Source organism: Pseudomonas sp. Irchel 3F3, assembly GCF_900187545.1.
GTDB lineage: Bacteria > Pseudomonadota > Gammaproteobacteria > Pseudomonadales > Pseudomonadaceae > Aquipseudomonas > Aquipseudomonas fortuita.
This window is the reverse complement of sequence record NZ_FYDS01000004.1, coordinates 319,535-340,136: the sequence shown is the minus strand read 5'-3', so window position 1 is coordinate 340,136 and position 20,602 is coordinate 319,535. Positions and strand designations below refer to the sequence as shown.

Genomic DNA, 20,602 nt, shown 5'->3' with positions numbered 1-20,602 from the left:
TGCAGCGGCCTCAGACCACATGGATACCGTTCTGTACCCACAGGTGATGGCTTGGATCCTCCTGGGCCGTGTATTGGTTATAGTCGATACCGTCGGCAGTTTGGTTCCCGACCAGCGTCCAGTTGTCCGTCATGTGAACCGAGTCTTTGTTGTCCCCTTTGATGATGAGTGTGTCGGTGCCGGTTTCGGTGATTGCCACCACGTCCGCCAGGTTGAGCGTCAGCGCCACCGAACTGGTGTCGTTGAGGTCGATGACTTCGATGTCGTGCACGCGCCCGGCCAGGTTGCCCAGGTCGATGCTGGCATCGCCGCCGCCCCACAGCAGGGTGTCGGTACCTGTGCCGCCCTCGACGCTGGCGAAGTTCTGGTCGACCACCACCAGCGTGTCGTTACCCGCACCACCCTGCAGGGTGATGTGGCCACCCTGGCTGCCATCGAGGTGGTCGTTGCCGTCGGTGCCGGCGATGACATCGGTGGCGGCTGCCAGGCTGGCCAGCGCTACCGCCTCGTCACCGGTGTCGGCCTGCAGCGAAGTGAAGGTGGTGAGGCCGGCAGCATTGTCCAGGTTGACGGTCAGCGTGGCGGTGTCGGTGGTGCCGTTCGGGTGGGTCAGCTCGTAGGTGAAGGTGTCGTGCTGGCCGACCACCGCCGAGGTAAGCCCTGGGTTGAGGGTGTAGGTGTAGCTGCCGTCGGCATGCACCAGCAGCGTGCCGTAGGTGCCGGCCACACTCACCCCGTTGTAGCCCGGGATGGTGTAGGTGTTGGCCGCTGTCAGCACGCTCAGCACGGTCAGTGCCGAACCGACGTTGTCGTCACTCAGCAGGTTGCCGGTGGCTGCCGTTGCGCCGCTGACCACGAACTCGGTCAGGTGCGTGGTGGTGGCGTTGAGGCTGGTGGTGATGGAGCTGAGCAGGCCGATGCCGCCGGCGGTGACACGTACGTGGTAGGTGCCGGCCCCCTGGTTCTGGAAGGTATAGCCCGCGCCGCCACCGAGCAGGCTGATCAGCGACCCCCCCGGTACCGACTGCACCAGTACGTACTGGCCGGTGGCCGGGTTGAGCTTGAGCAGTTCGATGGTGGTGCCGTTGAGCAGGCTCAACAGGTTGGCGGAGTTGACCACCACCTGCAGGTTGGCCGTGGTATCGGCGGCAACCGTGGTGGTGTAGGTGGCCTGGCGGGTACCGATCACCGGCAGGCTCAGCGAGCCCAGCGCACTGCTGCTGGTGTCAACACGGTTGGCCAGGGTGACATGGCTGGTCCCGACATCGTTGACCGCGTCGACCACCGTGGCCGGTGCAGCGTAGTTGGTGTTGCTCCAGACCTCCGTGGCTTGCGGGCTGTCGATGCGTACGTACAGGTTGGCGGTGTCGGACAGGCCGTTCGGGTGCACCAGCTGGTAGCTGAACACATCCACCTTGCCGACACTGTTCGGGCTGCCGTTCGGGGTGTAGGTGTAGCTGCCATCCGCACTGATCACCAGGGTGCCGTACTGGCCCTGAACCGTGGTCGATGTACCGGCCGAGACATAACTGCCGTTTTTCAGCACTTGCAGCACGGCGGCGCTGTCCGGGCCGCGGGCATCCACCGCGCCATCGGTGCCCACGTCGGTGATGACGTTGCCGGTGGTGGCAGTGCCGGTGCCGGTGAACTGGGTCAGGCTGGTGGAGGTGATGTCCAGCGCGGTGCTCACGTTGGTGACCAGGCCGATGCCGCCACTGCCCACGGTCAACCGGTAGTCACCGGCTTGCAGCACGCCGATGTCCACCTGCAAGCCGATCGGCAGCACGATCAGGTCGAGCAGGCCCTGCGTGTTGCCGGTGGCGAGGGTCACCCAGGCGCCGCTGGCGTCTTTTACCTGCAGGGTGAAGCTGGTGTTGTTGAGCAGTGCCAGCACGCTGTTGGTGGTCAGTGTCAGGGTCGGGTCGGCCGTGGTGCCTGCCGCCACCGTCCAGGTGTAGGTCTTGGAGAAGCCCGACAGCAGCGTGGTGAAGCTGTCGGTGTAGGTCTTGGTGGCACTGACCGCTGCCAGGTTGACCGTGGCCGTGGCCAGGTTGTCGCTGGCGATGACCGGCGCGTTGGCATCCACATCCGGCGCGGTGACGTTGACGTTGCCCGACACGTTGCCGCGCGGGTCGCTGAGGGTCACCGAGAGGATCTGGCCGTTGTCCTGAGGCGGGCTCAGGGTCACGGTAAAGGTGCCGCCCGGCTGCACCGTCGCGGTTTGCAGCACGGTACCGTTGGCGCTGCGCACGGTCACGGTGGCGCCCACTTCGCCAGTACCGGTCAGGGTACCGCCGTCGGCACTGATCAGCAGGTTGCCGGCAGCCGCAGGTGGGGTCAGGTCTGGTGCGGTCAGCGTAGTGCCGGTGGAGACGTTGCCGGCGCTGTCGGTGAGGGTGACGCTGAGCGCCTGGTTGTCGATCTGCGCCGCAGTCAGGCTGACCACGAACAGGCCGTTGCTGCCCACCGTTGCTGTCCCCAGCACGGTGCCGGCGCTGTTGCGCACGGTGACCGTGCTGCCGATCTGGCCAGAACCGCTGACCGAGGTGCCGTTGGCGTTGATGGTGGCCAGCGGGGCGGCTGGCGGGGTGGTGTCGGGCGCGGTCAGGCTGGTGCTACCGGACAGGTTGCCGGCAGCATCGGCCTGGCGCACCACCAGCAGTTGCCCGTCGTTCTGTGGCGAGGTCAGGGTGATGGTGAAGGTGCCGTCGGCTTGCACCACACCGGTACCGACCTGGCCGTTCGGGCCTTGCACCGTCACGGTGGCGCCCGCTTCACCGTTACCGGTGAGCACGGTACCCGCGCCGTTGATGGTGACGTTGGTCGGTGTTGCAGGTGGTTGCACGTCCGTGGCGGTGTAGCTGGTACTGCCGGACACATTACCCGCAGCGTCGGCCTGGCTCACGCCCAGTACCTGGCCGTTGAGCTGTGCGGCGTTCAGGTTGACGGTGAACACGCCACCGCCATTCACCACCGCCGTGCCGAGCACGTTGTTGCTGGCGTCGCGCACGGTCACCGTGGCGCCGGCTTCACCGGTACCGGTCAGCACCAGGCCGTTCAGAGACAGCCCGGTCACCAGCGGGTTGGCCGGTGGTGTGATGTCGGCGGCTTGCAGGAAGGTTGGCTGCGATTCACCGCCTACCAGTGCTACAGCTGTCACCGAAATATGCTGGCCGTTGAGCTGCGCTGTGTTCAGCGTCAGGGTAAAGGTGCCGTTCAGGGTAGCGCCGCCTGTGCCGATCAGGTTGCCTGCGGCATCGTAGACCCGAATGCCCACGCCACTTGGCGCATTACCGGCCAAGGTCAGCCCGTCGCTGCCCAGCGTCACATTGGTGGGGGGCACTGGTGGCGCGATCAGTGGTGTGATGTACGTGGCGACCGCAGAGGTATTGATGCCGTCGGATTGCGTCACTGCCAAGGTGGCGAGCGAGCCCGCCGCCGGCACCAGGGTTATCTGGAAGTTACCCGCGGCATCTACCGTACCCGTGCCGATAACCAATCCGCCGCGGCTGATGGTGACGGTGGCATTCGGCTCGCCCTTGCCGGTCAGCACGTTGAACGTGTTGTTGATGGCCATGTCGGTGACCACCCCAGGCGGTGAGGTGTCGTTGGTCTGATAGGGCACAACCACCGAGGCGTTGCCGGCATCGTCCGTGGACACCACTGTGAGCAACTGGCCGTTGTTCTGCGGCGGGTTGATCGGCACGGTGAACTGGCCGTTTGCACCCACTTCCACGGTGCCTACGACGTTGTTGTTCGGGTCACGCACCGTGATGGTGGTGCCGGCTTCTGCCGTACCGGTCATCGACGTACCTGCCGGGTTGAGCAACAGGTTATCGGGTTGCACTGGCGGCGTAAGGTCTGGCGCGTTCACCTGCAGGGGCGCCGACGGGTTGCCCGTGGCGTCCTGGGCGATGACGGTGAGGACTTCACCGTTGATCTGCGGGTTGTTCAGGTTGAGGACAAAGGTGTCGTCCGGATCGACCGTCACCTGGCCCAGCAGGTCGCCGTTGTTGTTGACCACGGTGACGCGGGTGCCGGCTTCGGCGGTACCGATCACCTGGGTGCCGCTGTCGTTGATGGTGGCGATCACGGTGGCCGGTGGCGTGGTGTCCACAGCCGTGACCGAACTGATTGGCGAGATGTTACCGGCACCATCGGTCAGGGTCACTTGCAGCACTTGGCCATTGAGTTTTGCGGTATCCAGCTCGACCACGAAGGTGCCGCTGGCTCCCACCGTACCGGTACCGACCTGCGTGGTGCCAACGTAGACCCGCACCGTGGCGCCTGCTTCGCCGACACCGCCCAGTTCGTCACCCGCCGCATTGAGCCGTAGCTCGGTTGCCGCAGCAGGCGGCGTGTGGTCCGGCGCCAGTACGCTGACCGGCAGGCTGACGTTGCCGGGTGGGTCGGCCTGCAGTACCGACAGCAACTGGTTGTTGATTTGCGCAGGCGTAAGTTCGACACGGAAGCTGCCATCGGCGAGCACCGTGCCAGTACCCAGCACCGTGCCGGCGGCATTGCTTACGATGACCGTCGCGCCGGCTTCGCCCAGGCCGCTGACAACGCTGCCGTCTGCGTTGATCACCACTTGGGTGAGCGGGGCGGGTGGGGTGAAGTCCGGGGTTTGCAGGGTTGCCACTGCCGACACGTTGCCGGCTGCGTCGGCCTGGGTAAAGCTAAGCAGCTCGGCGTTGCCCAGTGCCGGGTTCAGGGTGATGGTGAAGTGGCCGCTGGCATCGACGGTGGCGCTGCCGATTTCGTCGCCGGCCGGGTTGGTCACGGTCACCAGCGCGCCAACTTCGCCGCGGCCGGTGAGGGTGACGCCATCCCCGGAAACGGCCAGTTCGGCTGGTGCCGTTGGCGGCGTGGTATCGGGTGCGGTAATGGCGCTGGCGGCGGACTGGTTGCCAGCCGCATCGGTCAGTACCACTTGCACTTGCTGGCCGTTTGCCTGAGGCGATGCAAGGTTGACCTGGAAGGTGCCGTCCGCGCGCACCGTTGCACTGCCCAGCACCGAACCGTCGGCGGCGAGCACGCGCACGCCGGCACCTGCTTCGCCGGTACCGTTCAGCAAGCTGCCGCCCCCTGCGAAGGCCAGGTTGCCGGCAGCATCCGGGGCGACGCGGTCAGGGGCGATCAAGCTGACGCTGTTGGACTCGTTGCCGGCCACATCGGACTGGCTCGCGTTGAGCTGTTCGCCATTGATCTGCGGCGCGCTCAGGTTGACGCTGAAGTTGCCACTGGCATCGACCACGGCAGTACCCAGCTCGATACCGCCTTCGCCTAGCACGGTAACGGTGGCACCTGCCTCGCCGCGGCCACTGAGGACAAGGCCGTCGTTGGACAGCACCAGGTTGGTCAGTGGTTGCGGTGCCGTGGTGTCCGGTGCCTGCAAGGTGGCAGGCAGCGATACGCTGCCATCGGTGCCCGTTGCGCTGACCTGCAGCACTTCACCATTGGCCTGTGCACTGCCCAGGTTGACAGTGAAGGTACCGTCGTTGGCGACCGGGCTGCTGCCCAGCAAGACGCCATTGGGGCCATACACCTTGACTGTGCTGCCCGCCGCTGCGGTGCCGGTCACCGACAGGCCGTCAGCGGCCAGGACCAGGTTGTCCGGGGTTGCCGGTGCCAGAACACCCGGCGCGGTGACGTTTTGCGCAGGGGAGACATTCTGTGCGGCATCCGCCTGAATCACGCTCAGGCTTTCACCGGTGATCGCGGCCGGCGACAGGGCCACGCTGAAGTGGCCGTCGGCCCCGACCGTGGCGGTGCCCAGCACGGTATTGTCGGGTGCCCGCACAGTGACTGTTGCGCCTGCTTCGCCATTGCCTGTCAGGGTCGCGCCATTGGCGGAGACCGCCAGATTGGTCACGGCCGCTGGCGGCGTGGTGTCGGCTGCGCTGTAAGGCGCGGCCGGCGACACGTTGCCGGCGGCGTCGGTGGCGGTCACCTGCAGCGTCTGGCCATTGGTCTGGGCGCTGTTCAGGGTGACCTGGAAGGTGCCGTTGCTGCCGGCCACCGCCGTGCCCAACACGTTGCCGCTGGCATCGCGTACGGTCACGGTGCTGCCGGCTTCGGCGTTCCCGGTCAGTTGCAGCCCGGTACCGGACAGGGCGAGTGTGGTCGGTGCCGCAGGCGGGGTGAAGTCCGGCGCAGTGACCGCCACGGCGGTTGAGGTGTTGTTGCCCGCATCGGTCTGCGTAACGTTCAGGTGCTGGGCGTTGAGCTGGGCGCTGTTCAGGGTCAGGGTAAAGCTGCCATTGGCCGCCACCAGGCCGCTGCCGATGATGGTGCCGTCCGGACCGCGCACGGTGACTGTGGCGCCGGCTTCGCCCAAGCCGGTCAGGGTCAGGCCGTTGTTGTTCAGCACCACATTGGTCAGCGGCGCGGGTGGGGTCAGGTCCGGGGTCGACACGTTGATGGCTGGCGACGTGTTGCCGGCGGCATCCACCTGCGTGACGCCGATGGCCTGGCCATTGGCTTGCGGGGTGTCGAAGGTCACCGTGAAGCGGCCGTCGGCGCCCACGGTGGCGGTGCCCAGCACGGTGCCGGCGGCGTTGCGCACCTGCACGGTAGCGCCCACTTCACCGCTGCCGGACAGCTGGCGGCCGTCCTGGCTCAATAGCGGATTGGTGATGGCGGCGGGTGGCGTGCGGTCGGGCGTGGCCAGGCTGGCCGGGCCGGAGACGTTGCCGGCAGCATCGCTGAGGGTGATTTGCAGCGGGCTGCCGGTGGTTTGCGCGCTGGGCAGGGTGATCTGGAACTGGCCGCTCTGGTTGACGGTGCCGGTGGCCAGGATGGCGCCACTGGCGTCGCGGACGGTGACGCTGGCGCCGGCTTCACCCTGGCCGCTGAGCACGGTGGCCGCGCTGTTGAGGCTGAGGTTGCTGGCCGCCAGCGGTGCTTGCAGGTCAGGTGCTTGCAGCGTGGCCGCGAGCGAAACGTTACCCGCAGCATCGGCCTGGGTCACGATCAGGTTCTGCCCATTGGCCACGGCCGGCGAGAAACTGACGCTGAACAGGCCATTGCTGCCGACGGTAGCAGTCCCCAGCAGCGTGCCTTGAGCGTCTGTCACGCGCACGGTTGCGCCCACTTCGCCCTGGCCGGTCAGTGTGCTGCCGGTGGCGTTGAGGGTTACCTGGGCCGGCGCGTTCGGTGCCGTGGTGTCATTGGCCACCACGATGGCCGGCACCGAAGGCTGGCCGTCGACAGTAGCCTTGGCACTGACTTGCAAGGTCTGGGCATTGAGCTGGGCGTTCTGGAAGAACACCCGGAAGGTGCCGTCGCTGCCGACCGTGGCGGTGCCCAGGGTAGTGCCCCCGGAGGTCACGGTAATCAGCGAGCCGACTGTACCTTGGCCGGTCAGCAGGAAGCCGTCGGCGCTGATGGCAAGGGCCGACGGTGTGGCCACTTCCGTGCCAGTCGGGCCTGCTACTGGCACCTGGGGTGACTCATTGCCGGCAGGGTCGATCACCACCACAGCGACAGTTTCGCCGGTTGTCAGTGGCGGGTCGACCGGCACCACGAAGGTACCGTCTGGCCCTACGGTGATTGTGCCGCGCACGGTGTCATCCGGGTTGCGGATTTCTACCGTGCTGCCGGGTTCGGCGGTGCCGCCGACCGTGCCGCCGTCCGGGCTCACGCTAATGCCGGTGGCCGGCAGTGGATCAGTGGTGTCCGGGGCGGTGACAGAGACCGGTGCCGAGTCGTTACCGGCAGCGTCGGTCACTACCACGGTCACGGTCTGGCCGTTGTTCTGCGCTGTATCCAGTGGCACGCTGAAACTGCCGTCCGGGTTGACCGGGACAGTGATCACATTGCCAGCCCCATCGCTCACGGTGACCGAGTCCGCGCCAGGTGCGTTACCGGTGACCGTGGTGCCGTCGTCGCTGACAAGCACACCTGTGGGCGCAGCCGGTGGCGTGATGTCCGGCGCAGTGATCTGGCCGGGCAGGGACTCATTACCCGCCGCGTCGGTCAAGGTCACGTTCAGGGCCTGGCCGTCCAGTTGCGCAGGCGACAGCGGTACCGTGAAGTTGCCGCCTGCCGGCACGACTACGGTACCGACCACGGTGCCGTCTGCCAGCCGCACTTCCACCGTAGAGCCAGCTTCACCCGTACCCTGGATGGCGTTGCCGCCCGGGGTGATGGTGAGGCCGGTCGGTGCGGCCGGTGCAGTGCTGTCGTCGGCGGTAAAAGTAGCCGACGGCGAGGCATTGCCGCCCCCATCGATCAGCACCACCGACAGCACCTCGCCATTGGTCTGGGCGGGGGTGAGTAGAACTTCGAAGGTGCCGTCTGCCGCCACCGGTATGGTGCCCAGCAGGTCACCGGCGGCGTTGCGAACCTCGACGGTGCTCCCGGCTTCGCCCTGGCCGCTGAGCACTGTGCCGGTAGGGTCAAGGCCCAGGCCTTGCGCCGGCAGTGGCGCCTCCAGGTCAGGTGCAGTGACGGTACCGGCGGGCGAGTCGTTGCCGGTATTGTCTGCCTGGGTGACAGACAGCGTCTGGCCATTGAGCTGTGGCGGGTCGATTGTCACCTGGAAGGTGCCATCGGGCTGGACCGTTGCGGTACCCAGTACTGCGCCACCCGCGCCGGTCACGGTCACCTGCGCACCAGGCTCGCCGCTGCCGCTCAGGCTGCTGCCGTCGCCAGCCAGAATCAGGCCGGTGGGTATATCGGGTGCCTGGGTATCCGGTGCTGGCAAGTCGACCGCCGCTGACAGGTTGCCAGCCGGGTCGCGTTGCTCCACGGTCAGTGCCTGGCCGTTGGTCTGAGGCGTGTCGAGCGTGATTTCGAATGCGCCGCCAGTGCCGACCACGGTGCTGCCCAGCACGCTGCCGTCCGGCCCGCGCACGGTGACGGTGGCACCGGGTTCGCCGTTGCCGGTGACCGTGGTGCCGGTGCCATCGATGGCCGGGGTGGTGACCACTTGCGGAGGGGTGGAATCGGGTGCAGTGAAGTCTACGGGCCCTGCGCTGTTGCCCAGGTTGTCAGTGGCTTCGACTGTGAGGCTTTCGCCATTGCGCTGCGGTGCATTGAGGGTGACATCGAAGCGGCCGTCGGCGCCTACGGTGGCGGTGCCCAGCACGTTGCCATCGGCGTCACGCACGGTGACGATGGAACCGTTCTGGCCTTGGCCGGTGAGGTGAATGCCAGCGGTATCGATGGCCAGCCCCGAGGGTTGCAGCGGGCCATCGGTATCGGGCGCCACGATGGTGGCGGTCGAGGTATTGCCAGCGGGGTCGCGCAGTACCACGTCCAGTTCCTGGCCGTCTGTCTGCGGTGGGTTCAGGACCACGCTGATCACACCATCGTTACCGACCTGGGCGTTGCCCAGCACAGTGCCGTCGGCACTGATGACCTGCACGGTGGTGCCCGGTTCGCCGCGGCCGGTGAGCAGGCCGCCGTCGGCACTCAGTTGCAGTTCGCTGGCTTCATTGGGCGGGGTGATGTCAGGGGCGGTGATCTGGGTCGGCAGCGAGCTGTTGCCAGCGCCATCAACCGCCACCACATCCAGGGTCTCGCCATTGGCCTGGGCCGGGCTCAGGCCGATGGTGAAGCTGCCATCCTGGCCAGCCTGGACGCTGCCCAGGACATTGCCCTGTGCGTCACGCACCTGCACCTGCGTACCGGCCGGTGCGGTACCGGAAACGCTGGAGCCGTCGCCGGCCACCAGCACGCCGCTCGGGCTCTCGGGCAGCGGGGTATCGGCAACGGTCACACTGACCCCTGCCGAGGTATTGCCGGCGGCATCGGTCTGCACCAGGACGATGTTCTCACCTGCGGCCAGCGGTGCCTCCAGGTCAACCACGAAGGTGCCATTGGGCGCCACGATGCCGGAACCGAGCACGACACCTTGGGTGTCACGCACTTGCACTGTGGCACCGGGCTCACCACGGCCAGACACGGCCAGGCTGCCATCGCCTGCCACCACGTCGGTGACGATCGCCGGTGCGGTGATGTCTGGCGCCGTGTAGCTTAGCGGCACCGAGGTGTTGCCGGCCGCATCGGTCACAGTGATGGACAGGGTTTCGCCATTGGCCTGAGGCGGGTCGAGGGTCAGGCTGAAGCTGCCATCGGGCCCGGCAATGGCGCTGCCGATCAGGTTGCCCAAGGCATCTTTCACCTCCACCCGGGCGCCCCCTTCTGCAGTGCCGACCAGGCTGTCACCATTGCTCAGCACCAGGTCGGTTGGTTGCAGCGGTGCCACCTGGTCCGGCGCTGTCAGCGGGCTAGGTGTCGAGACGTTGCCGGCGGCATCGGTCAGGGTCACTTGCAGGGACGAGCCATCCACCACCGGGGTTGGCAGTTGCAAGTTGAAGCTGCCATCCGGTTGCACGGTGCCGCTCACCAGCACCTGGCCCTGGTCGTTGCGCACCTCCACAGTGGTGCCTGCTTCACCCCGGCCGGAGACCGTGCGGCCATCGACGCTGATGACCAGTTGGGTGGCAGGCGCTGGCGGTGTGGTATCACCACCGTTATCAACGATCGGTGCAGTGACGGTGCCGGCTGCGGAGGCATTGCCTGCGGTATCGGTGGCGGTTACCTGCAATTGCTCGCCGGCCACTTGAGGCGGGGTCAGGCCGATGCTGAACGTACCGCCGGCCCCCACCACGACGCTGCCTAGCACGGTAGTGCCGTCGGCTGCCAGCACGCGCACGGTGCTGCCGGCTTCGGCGCGCCCGGTCACCACGCTGCCATTGGCGCTGACAGCGAGTTCGCTGGGGGCGGCAGGTGCGGTGATGTCCGGCGCGGTCACTTGTACCGGCAGTGACGAAGCCCCGTTGTTGTCGATGGCGACCACGTCCAGCAATTGGCCGTTGGCCTGGGCCGGGTTGAGCACAACGGTGAAGGTGCCCTCGGCGCCGACCACGATGCTGCCCACCACCGCGCCATTGGCATCCTGCACTTCCACACGGCTGCCGACCGGCGCGGAGCCGCTGACGCTGGTGCCATCCGCAGCGACTACCAGGTCGCTCGGGCTTGCCGGTGTGGCCACCAGCGGTACATCAAAGGTCAAGGCCCCAGACGCGTTGCCGCTGGCGTCGGTCTGCACCAGGCTCAGGCGCTCGCCCGGCAGCGCGGCCGGGTCCAGGTCGAGCAGGAAGGTGCCGTTGGCGGTCACCGTGCCAGTGCCGATCACGGTGCCATTGACGTCGCGTACTTCAACGGTAGCACCGGCTTCGCCGCGACCGCTCAAGGTCAGGCCGCCGGTACCGACCACGATGTTGCCGACTACGGCTGGGGGCGTGGTGTCCGGCGCATCGAACTGCAATGGGGTGGAGACATTACCCGCGGCGTCCACCACTCGGATGTCGAGGACCTCGCCATTGGCTTGGGCAGGGGACAGGGTAACGCTGAAGCTGCCGTTCGGGTTGACTACGCCGCTGCCGATCACGTTGCCCGAGGCGTCGCGCACCTGCACGGTAGCGCCAGGCTCACCGCTACCGGTCAAGGTAATGCCGCCGGCCAGGTCCAGGCCGGTCGGCTGGGCGGGGGCCTGCAGGTCTGGGGTGGCCACCGTGCCAGGGGTGGAGGCATTGCCGGCGGCATCGGTCAGCACCACTTGGAGGGTACTGCCATCGTTCACCGGCGGGGCCAGGCTGACCTGGAAGGTGCCATCCGGGTTGACCGTACCGCTGGCCAGCACGTTACCTTGGGCATCGCGCACTTGCACGCTGGCGCCCGCTTCGCCACGGCCGCTCAGTTGGCCACCGGCCAGGCCGACGACCAGGTTGGTCGGCGCCTGGGGTGGCGTGGTATCGACACCGTCGATGTCTGGGGCCGTGACGCTACCGGCACTGGAGGCATTGCCGGCGGTGTCGGTGGCGGTGACTTGCAGCACTTCACCGTCCACTTGTGCCGGGCTGAGGGTGATGCTGAAGCTGCCGGTGGCGCCTACCACCGCCGTACCCAGCACGGTAGTGCCATCGGCGGCCAGCACGCGCACGGTGCTGCCCGCTTCCGCGCGGCCAGTGACGACGGTACCGTTGGCGTTGATCGCAAGTTCGCTCGGGGCGGCCGGGGCGGTGATATCCGGCGCACTGATCTGCACCGGCAGGGACGATGCACCTGTGCCATCGATGGCGACCACATCCAGCAGCTCGCCGTTGGCCTGGGCCGGGTTGAGGATGACGGTGAAGGTGCCTTCAGCGCCCACTACCACACTGCCCACCAGCGTGCCGTTGGCATCGTGGACTTCCACGCGGCTGCCGGCCGGTGCAGCACCCGTGATGCTGGTGCCATTCGCGGCCACTACCAGGTCGCTTGGGCTGGCGGGGGCAGGGGTAACGGGCACCTCGAACTGCAAGGCTTCGGACGCGTTGCCGCTCGGGTCGGTCTGTACCAGGCTCAGTGCGGCGCCCGGTTGGGCTGCCGGGTCGAGATTGACCACAAGGGTGCCGTTGGCGCCGACCGTGGCAGTGCCGATGACGGTACCGCCGGCATCACGCACTTCAACAGTGGCACCGGCCTCGCCGCGACCGCTGAGCACCAGGCCACCGGTACCGACCACGACATTGCTGACCGCCGCAGGCGGGGTGATGTCCGGTGCATCGAACTGCAGCGGTGCAGAGCTGTTGCCAGCGGTATCCACCAAGCGCACGTCCAGCGCCTCGCCATTGGCCTGGGCCGGGAACAAGGTGACGCTGAAGGTGCCGTCTGCGTTGACCAGGCCGGTACCAATCACGTTGCCGGCGCTATTGCGCACCTGCACCGTGGCGCCAGGTTCGCCGCGGCCGGTGAAGGTGACGCCATCGGCCAGGGCCAGTTCGGTCGGTTGTGTCGGGGCTTGCAGGTCTGGAGAGGCGACCGAGCCCGGTTGCGAGACGTTGCCAGCGGCATCGGTGAGGGTGACTTGCAACGTGCTGCCGTCGTTCACGGCAGGGGACAAGGTTACCGCGAAGGTGCCATCCGGGCCGACAGTGCCGGTTGCCAGCACAGTGCCTGCCGCATCGCGTAACTGTACGGTGGTGCCGGCCTCGCCACGCCCGCTCAACTGGCTGCCGGCGAGGCCGATCACCAGGTTGGTCGGTGCGTCAGGTGGCGTGGTATCGCCCCCGTCGATGTCTGGCGCGGTGACCGAGCCAGCGGTCGAGGTGTTGCCTGCCGCATCGGTGGCGGTGACTTGCAGCACTTCGCCGTCGACCTGTGCCGGGTCCAGGGTGATGCTGAAGCTGCCCGTGGCGCCCACCACCACGCTACCCAGCACGGTGGTGCCATCGGCGGCCAGCACACGCACGGTGCTGCCCGGTTCGGCACGGCCGGTGACTACTGTGCCGTCAGCGTTGACGGCCAGGTCGCTCGGGGCGGCAGGTGCGGTGATGTCCGGTGCGGTGACCTGCGTTGGCAGGGACGCTACGCCAGCATCGTCGATGGCCACCACGTCCAGCAGTTCCCCATTGGCCTGGGCCGGGTCGAGGGCCACGGTGAAGCTGCCATCGGGGCTCGCCACGACACTGCCAATCAGCGTGCCGTTGGCATCATGCACTTCCACGCGGGTGCCGGCAGGTGCCGTACCGCTGATGCTGCTGCCGTCTTCGGCGAACACCAGGTCGCTGGGGCTTGCCGGGGCAGTGGTGACCGGCACTTCGAACTGCAGCGCTTCGGAGGCGTTGCCGCTTGGGTCGGTCTGCACCAGGCTCAGTTGCTCACCTGGCTGCACAGCCGGGTCGAGGTTGATCAGGAAGGTGCCGTTGGCGGCTACCACACTGGTGCCGATTACGGTGCCGTTGGCATCACGCACTTCGACAGTGGCGCCGGCTTCGCCACGACCACTCAGGGCCAGGCCGCCGTTGCCGACCACGATGTTGCTGACCGCCGTCGGCGGAGTGATGTCCGGTGCATCGAACTGCAGCGGTGCAGAGCTGTTGCCGGCGGTATCCACCAGACGTACGTCCAGTGCTTCGCCGTTGGCCTGTGCGGGGTTCAGGGTCAAGCTGAACAGACCATCGGCGCCGACTACACCCGTGCCGATGAGGTTGCCACCGGCATCACGCACCTGCACGGTAGCGCCCGGTTCACCGCGACCGGTGAAGGTCACGCCGTCAGCCAGGGCCAGCTCGGTAGGCTGGGCAGGGGCCTGCAGGTCTGGCGAGGTGACCGAAGCGGGTGGCGAGACATTGCCAGCGGCATCGGTCAGGGTCACTTGCAGGGCGCTGCCGTCGTTCACGGCAGGGGTCAGGGTAACTGCAAAGCTGCCATCGGCGCCGACAGTGCCGGTGGCCAGCACAGTACCTGCCGCATCGCGTACCTGCACAGTGGTGCCAGGCTCGCCGCGCCCGCTCAGCTGGCTACCGGCCAGGCCGATTACCAGGTCGGTCGGGGCTACCGGTGGCGTGGTATCGACACCGTCGATGTCCGGTGCGGTAACCACGCTGGTGGGCGATGTGTTGCCGGCGGCATCTGTTGCGGTGGCTTGCAGCACTTCACCATCGACTTGTGGCGGCGCGAGGTTGATGCTGAACACGCCGGTCGGGCCGACCACGGCCGTACCCAGTTCGGTGCCATCGGCGGCAACGATACGCACAGTGCTGCCCGGTTCGGCACGGCCGGTGATGACGCTGCCGTCAGCGCTGACGGCCAGTTCGGTCGGTGCGGCCGGCGCGGTGATGTCCGGCGCGGTGATCTGCGCAGGTAGTGAGGAAACGCCACTGTCATCAATGGCGACCACATCCAGCAGTTCGCCGTTGGCCTGGGCCGGGCTCAGCTCGATGCTGAAGGTGCCGTCGGCATTGGCGATGGCGCTGCCGATCAGGGTGCCATTGGCGTCATGAACCTCCACGCGCATCCCTGCAGGGGCGGAGCCGGTGAGGGTGGTGCCGTCGGCATCGACGGCCAGATTGCTCGGGCTGTCCGGCGCGGTGGTCAGCGGTACGTCGTACTCCACTGCCACGGAAGCGTTGCCGCTTGCGTCAGTCTGCACCAGGCTCAGCTGTTCGCCAGGCTGCGCAGCTGGGCTGAGGTCGATCAGGAAGGTACCGTTGGCAGCGACTACGCCAGTGCCGATCACGCTGCCGTTGGCATCGCGCACTTCGACCGTGGCGCCCGGTTCGCCACGACCGCTCAGGGCCGCGCCACCCGCACCGACCAGGATGTCGGTTACGGCATTGGGCGGGGTGATGTCCGGGGCTGTGAATTCCAGTGGTATCGAACTGTTGCCGGCCGCGTCCACCAGGCGTACGTCCAGTGTTTCGCCGTTGGCTTGCGCAGGGTTCAGGGTCAGGCTGAACAGGCCATCGGCGCCGACTACACCCGTGCCGATGATGTTGCCTGCGGCATCACGCACTTGCACTGTGGTGCCCGCTTCGCCACGGCCGCTCAGTTGGCTGCCGGCCAGGCCGATTACCAGATTGGTCGGGGCTTCAGGCGGTGTGGTATCCACACCGTCGATATCCGGTGCAGTGACGGAGCTGGCCACGGACGTGTTGCCAGCAGCATCAGTCGCAGTGGTTTGCAGGACTTCACCGTCTACCTGTGGCGGAGCAAGGTTGATGCTGAACACGCCGGTCGGGCCAACCACGGCCGTACCCAGTTCGGTGCCGTCGGCGGCAACGATCCGCACAGTGCTGCCGGGTTCGGCACGGCCGGTGATGACGCTGCCGTCAGCGCTGACGGCCAGTTCGGTCGGTGCGGCCGGCGCGGTGATGTCCGGCGCGGTGATCTGTGCGGGCAACGAGGAAACGCCACTGTCATCGATGGCGACCACATCCAGCAGTTCGCCGTTGGCCTGGGCCGGGCTCAGCTCGATGCTGAAGGTGCCATCGGCATTGGCGATGGCGCTACCGATCAGTGTGCCGTTGGCGTCATGCACCTCCACGCGAGTACCCGCAGGGGCGGAGCCGGTGAGGGTGGTGCCGTCGGCATCAATGACCAGGTTGCTTGGGCTAGTCGGCGCCGTGGTCAGCGGTACGTCGTATTCGAGGGCAGCGGAAGCGTTGCCGCTTGGGTCGGTCTGCACCAGGCTCAGTTGCTCACCTGGCTGCACAGCCGGGTCGAGGTTGATCAGGAAGGTGCCGTTGGCACCGACCACAGCGGAACCGATCACGGTGCCGTTGGCATCGCGCACCTCGACGGTGGCGCCCGGTTCGCCGCGGCCGCTCAGGGCCAGGCCATCAGGGCCGACCACGATATTGCTTACTGCGCCAGGTGGCGTGATATCCGGGGCATCGAACTGAAGCGGTGCAGAGGTGTTGCCGGCGGCATCCGCCAGGCGCACATCCAAGGCTTCGCCGTTGGCCTGTGCAGGGTTCAGGGTCAAGCTGAACAGGCCATCGGCGCCCACAGTGCCAGTGCCGATGAGAGTGCCTGCGGCATCACGCACCTGCACGGTAGCGCCCGGTTCGCCGCGACCGGTGAGGGTCACGCCGTCAGCCAGGGCCAGCTCGGTAGGCTGGGCAGGGGCCTGCAGGTCTGGCGAGGTGACCGAAGCGGGTGGCGAGACATTGCCAGCGGCATCGGTCAGGGTCACTTGCAGAGCGCTGCCGTCTTTCACGGCAGGGCTCAAGGACATCACAAAGGTGCCATCCGGGCCGACGGTTCCTGTAGCCAGCAGATTACCCGCTGCGTCACGCACCTGCACGGTGGTGCCGGCTTCGCCACGGCCGCTCAGCTGGCTGCCGGCCAGGCCGATGACCAAGTTGGTCGGGGCTTCAGGCGGCGTGGTGTCGCCCCCGTCGATATCCGGCGCAGTGACCGCGCTGGCTACGGATGTATTGCCAGCGGCATCGGTCGCGGTGGCTTGCAGGACTTCGCCGTCAACCTGTGGGGGGTTGAGGTTGATGCTGAACACGCCGGTTGGGCCGACTACAGCCGTGCCCAGTTCGGTGCCGTCGGCGGCAACGATCCGCACAGTGCTGCCGGGTTCGGCACGGCCGGTGATGACGCTGCCGTCAGCGCTGACGGCCAGTTCGGTCGGTGCGGCCGGCGCGGTGATGTCCGGCGCGGTGATCTGTGCGGGCAACGAGGAAACGCCACTGTCATCGATGGCGACCACATCCAGCAGTTCGCCGTTGGCCTGGGCCGGGCTCAGCTCGATGCTGAAGGTGCCATCGGCATTGGCGATGGCGCTGCCGATCAGGGTGCCGTTGGCGTCACGCACCTCCACACGCGTCCCCGCAGGGGCGGAACCAGTGAGGGTGGTGCCGTCGGCATCGATGGCCAGGTTGCTTGGGCTAGTCGGCGCGGTGGTCAGCGGTACGTCGTACTCCACTGCCACGGAAGCGTTGCCGCTTGGGTCGGTCTGCACCAGGCTCAGTTGCTCACCTGGCTGCACAGCCGGGTCGAGGTTGATCAGGAAGGTGCCGTTGGCACCGACCACACCGGTACCGATCACGGTGCCGTTGGCATCGCGTACTTCGACAGTGGCGCCCGGCTCGCCACGGCCACTCAGGGCCAGGCCATCAGGGCCGACCACGATATTGCTTACTGCGCCAGGTGGCGTGATATCCGGGGCATCGAACTGAAGCGGTGCAGAGGTGTTGCCGGCGGCATCCGCCAGGCGCACATCCAAGGCTTCGCCGTTGGCCTGTGCAGGGTTCAGGGTCAAGCTGAACAGGCCATCGGCGCCCACAGTGCCAGTGCCGATGAGAGTGCCTGCGGCATCACGCACCTGCACGGTAGCGCCCGGTTCGCCGCGACCGGTGAGGGTCACGCCGTCAGCCAGGGCCAGCTCGGTAGGCTGGGCAGGGGCCTGCAGGTCTGGCGAGATGACCGAAGCGGGTGGCGAGACATTGCCAGCGGCATCGGTCAGGGTCACTTGCAGAGCGCTGCCGTCTTTCACGGCAGGGCTCAAGGACATCACAAAGGTGCCATCCGGGCCGACGGTTCCTGTAGCCAGCAGATTACCCGCTGCGTCACGCACCTGCACGGTGGTGCCCGCTTCGCCACGGCCGCTCAGTTGGCTGCCGGCCAGGCCGATTACCAGATTGGTAGGGGCTTCAGGCGGCGTGGTGTCGCCCCCGTCGATATCCGGCGCAGTGACCGCGCTGGCTACGGATGTATTGCCAGCGGCATCGGTCGCGGTGGCTTGCAGGACTTCGCCGTCAACCTGTGGGGGGTTGAGGTTGATGCTGAACACGCCGGTTGGGCCGACTACAGCCGTGCCCAGTTCGGTGCCATCGGCAGCAACGATACGCACAGTGCTGCCGGGTTCGGCACGGCCGGTGATGACGCTGCCGTCAGCGCTGACGGCCAGTTCGGTCGGTGCGGCCGGCGCGGTGATGTCCGGCGCGGTGATCTGTGCGGGCAACGAGGAAACGCCACTGTCATCGATGGCGACCACATCCAGCAGTTCGCCGTTGGCCTGGGCCGGGCTCAGCTCGATGCTGAAGGTGCCATCGGCATTGGCGATGGCGCTGCCGATCAGGGTGCCGTTGGCGTCACGCACCTCCACGCGCGTCCCCGCAGGGGCGGAACCAGTGAGGGTGGTGCCGTCGGCATCGACGGCCAGATTGCTCGGGCTGTCCGGCGCGGTGGTCAGCGGTACGTCGTACTCAACTGCCACGGAAGCGTTGCCGCTTGGGTCGGTCTGCACCAGGCTCAGTTGCTCACCTGGCTGCACAGCCGGGTCGAGGTTGATCAGGAAGGTGCCGTTGGCACCGACCACAGCGGTACCGATCACGGTGCCGTTGGCATCGCGCACCTCGACAGTGGCGCCCGGTTCGCCGCGGCCGCTCAGGGCCAGGCCATCAGGGCCGACCACGATATTGCTCACGGCAGCGGGTGGGGTAATGTCCGGGGCATCGAACTGCAGCGGCGCCGAGGTGTTGCCGGCGGCATCCACCAGGCGCACATCCAAGGCTTCGCCATTGGCCTGAGCAGGGTTCAGGGTCAAGCTGAACAGGCCATCGGCGCCGACTACACCCGTGCCGATGAGGTTGCCACCGGCATCACGCACCTGCACGGTAGCGCCCGGTTCGCCGCGACCGGTGAAGGTCACGCCGTCGGCCAGGGCCAGGTCAGTTGGTTGAGCCGGCGGCAGCAGGTCGGCTGAGGTGACCGAGCCCGGCTGGGACACGTTGCCAGCAGCGTCGGTCAGGGTCACTTGCAGGGCACTGCCGTCGTTCACGGCAGGGGCCAGGGCGATGACGAAGGTGCCATCCGCACCAACGGTACCCGTCGCGATGATGTTGCCTGCGGCATCACGCACTTGCACGGTGGTGCCGGCTTCGCCACGGCCGCTCAGCTGGCTGCCGGCCAGGCCGATGACCAGATTGGTCGGGGCCTCAGGCGGCGTGGTGTCGCCCCCGTCGATATCCGGCGCAGTGACCGCGCTGGCTACGGATGTATTGCCAGCGGCATCGGTCGCGGTGGCTTGCAGGACTTCGCCGTCAACCTGTGGGGGGTTGAGGTTGATGCTGAACACGCCGGTTGGGCCGACTACAGCCGTGCCCAGTTCGGTGCCATCGGCAGCCACGATACGCACAGTGCTGCCCGGTTCGGCACGGCCGGTCAGGACGGTGCCATCCGCGCTGACGGCCAGCTCGGTCGGGGCACCTGGGGCGGTGATGTCCGGGGCTGTGAATTCCAGTGGTATCGAACTGTTGCCAGCGGCATCGACCTGGCGGATGTCCAGTACCTCGCCATTGGCCTGGGCGGGCGAAAGGGTGAGGCTGAAGGTACCGTCGGCGTTCACCAGGCCACTGCCGATGAGGTTGCCGGCGGCATCGCGCACCTGCACGGTGGCGCCGGGTTCGCCGCGACCGGTAAGGTTGGCGCCCTGTTCATTGATCGCGAGGTCGGTCGGTGCCAGTGGCGCGGTTGCGTCCGGGGCGGTGACGGTGCCTGGCGCCGAGACATTTCCGGCGCCATCGGTCAGGGTGACTTCAAGGTTCTCGCTGTTGACCTGCGGTGGGTTCAACGTCACGTTGAAGCTGCCGTCGGCACCCACGGTGCCGCTGCCGATCAGGTTGCCAGCGGCATCGCGGATGTTAACCGTGGTGCCCGCTTCACCGCGGCCGCTCAGGCGCAGGCCATCCGGCGACACCAGCAGGTCGATAGGCGTGGCCGGTGCGGCGGTGTCGGGGTCGGAACCGCCGCTGCTGCCACCGCCGCCGTTGTTTGCCGCTGCCGCTGCGCCGCCCACGCCGAGCAGGCTGAGCCCGGCAATCGCCCAGGTCGGCATGGCACTGCCGGCGGTGCCGATACCCGCCACCAGTTCGTCCAGCGAGGCCACGTCTTCGAAGGTAAAGCCGGTGAACGCTGCCGCATCGTACTGGGCATGCCACAGGGTGCCGTCTTCGCCGACGAAGACCATGTCGCTGCCGACCCCGGCCTGGTCCACGGCGAAGAAGTTGCCGATGGTGACCTTTTCACCCGACTTGAGGGTGACGATCAGGTCCTGCCCGCGCTGGGTAACGGTAGCCACCTTGTCGGGAGATACCGGCATCTGCACGACGCCTGGCCCTTTGAGATTGATATTGCCCCAGGCGCTCTGCGTGGCGACTTCGGATTGCTTATCGGCGACGACGATGTTGTCCATGGATGCTCCCTGCTGGTATCCGGATCCCCCGGCCCGACTGTTCGGGCCACAACCGGCGTAACACACCCTTTCAGGGTTGTTAGGCGCAGTCTCGACCAGGCAGTCGAAAAACGGGTG

Annotated in this window: 1 protein-coding gene; it reads right to left on the bottom strand. The window is 67.2% G+C overall.

The genetic code is table 11. From position 1 onward, the window contains the following. Positions 1-10: 10 nt before the first annotated feature. Positions 11-20,485 (bottom strand): BapA/Bap/LapF family large adhesin, encoded by a 20,475-nt coding sequence (locus tag CKW35_RS10260; protein WP_095115835.1) that lies wholly within the window; start codon positions 20,483-20,485, stop codon positions 11-13. Positions 20,486-20,602: the final 117 nt, after the last annotated feature.

What these genes read in the sequence shown, in the direction of transcription:
- CKW35_RS10260 (WP_095115835.1), bottom strand. Translation starts at nt 20,485, where the DNA reads ATGGACAACATCGTCGTCGCCGATAAGCAATCCGAAGTCGCCACGCAG.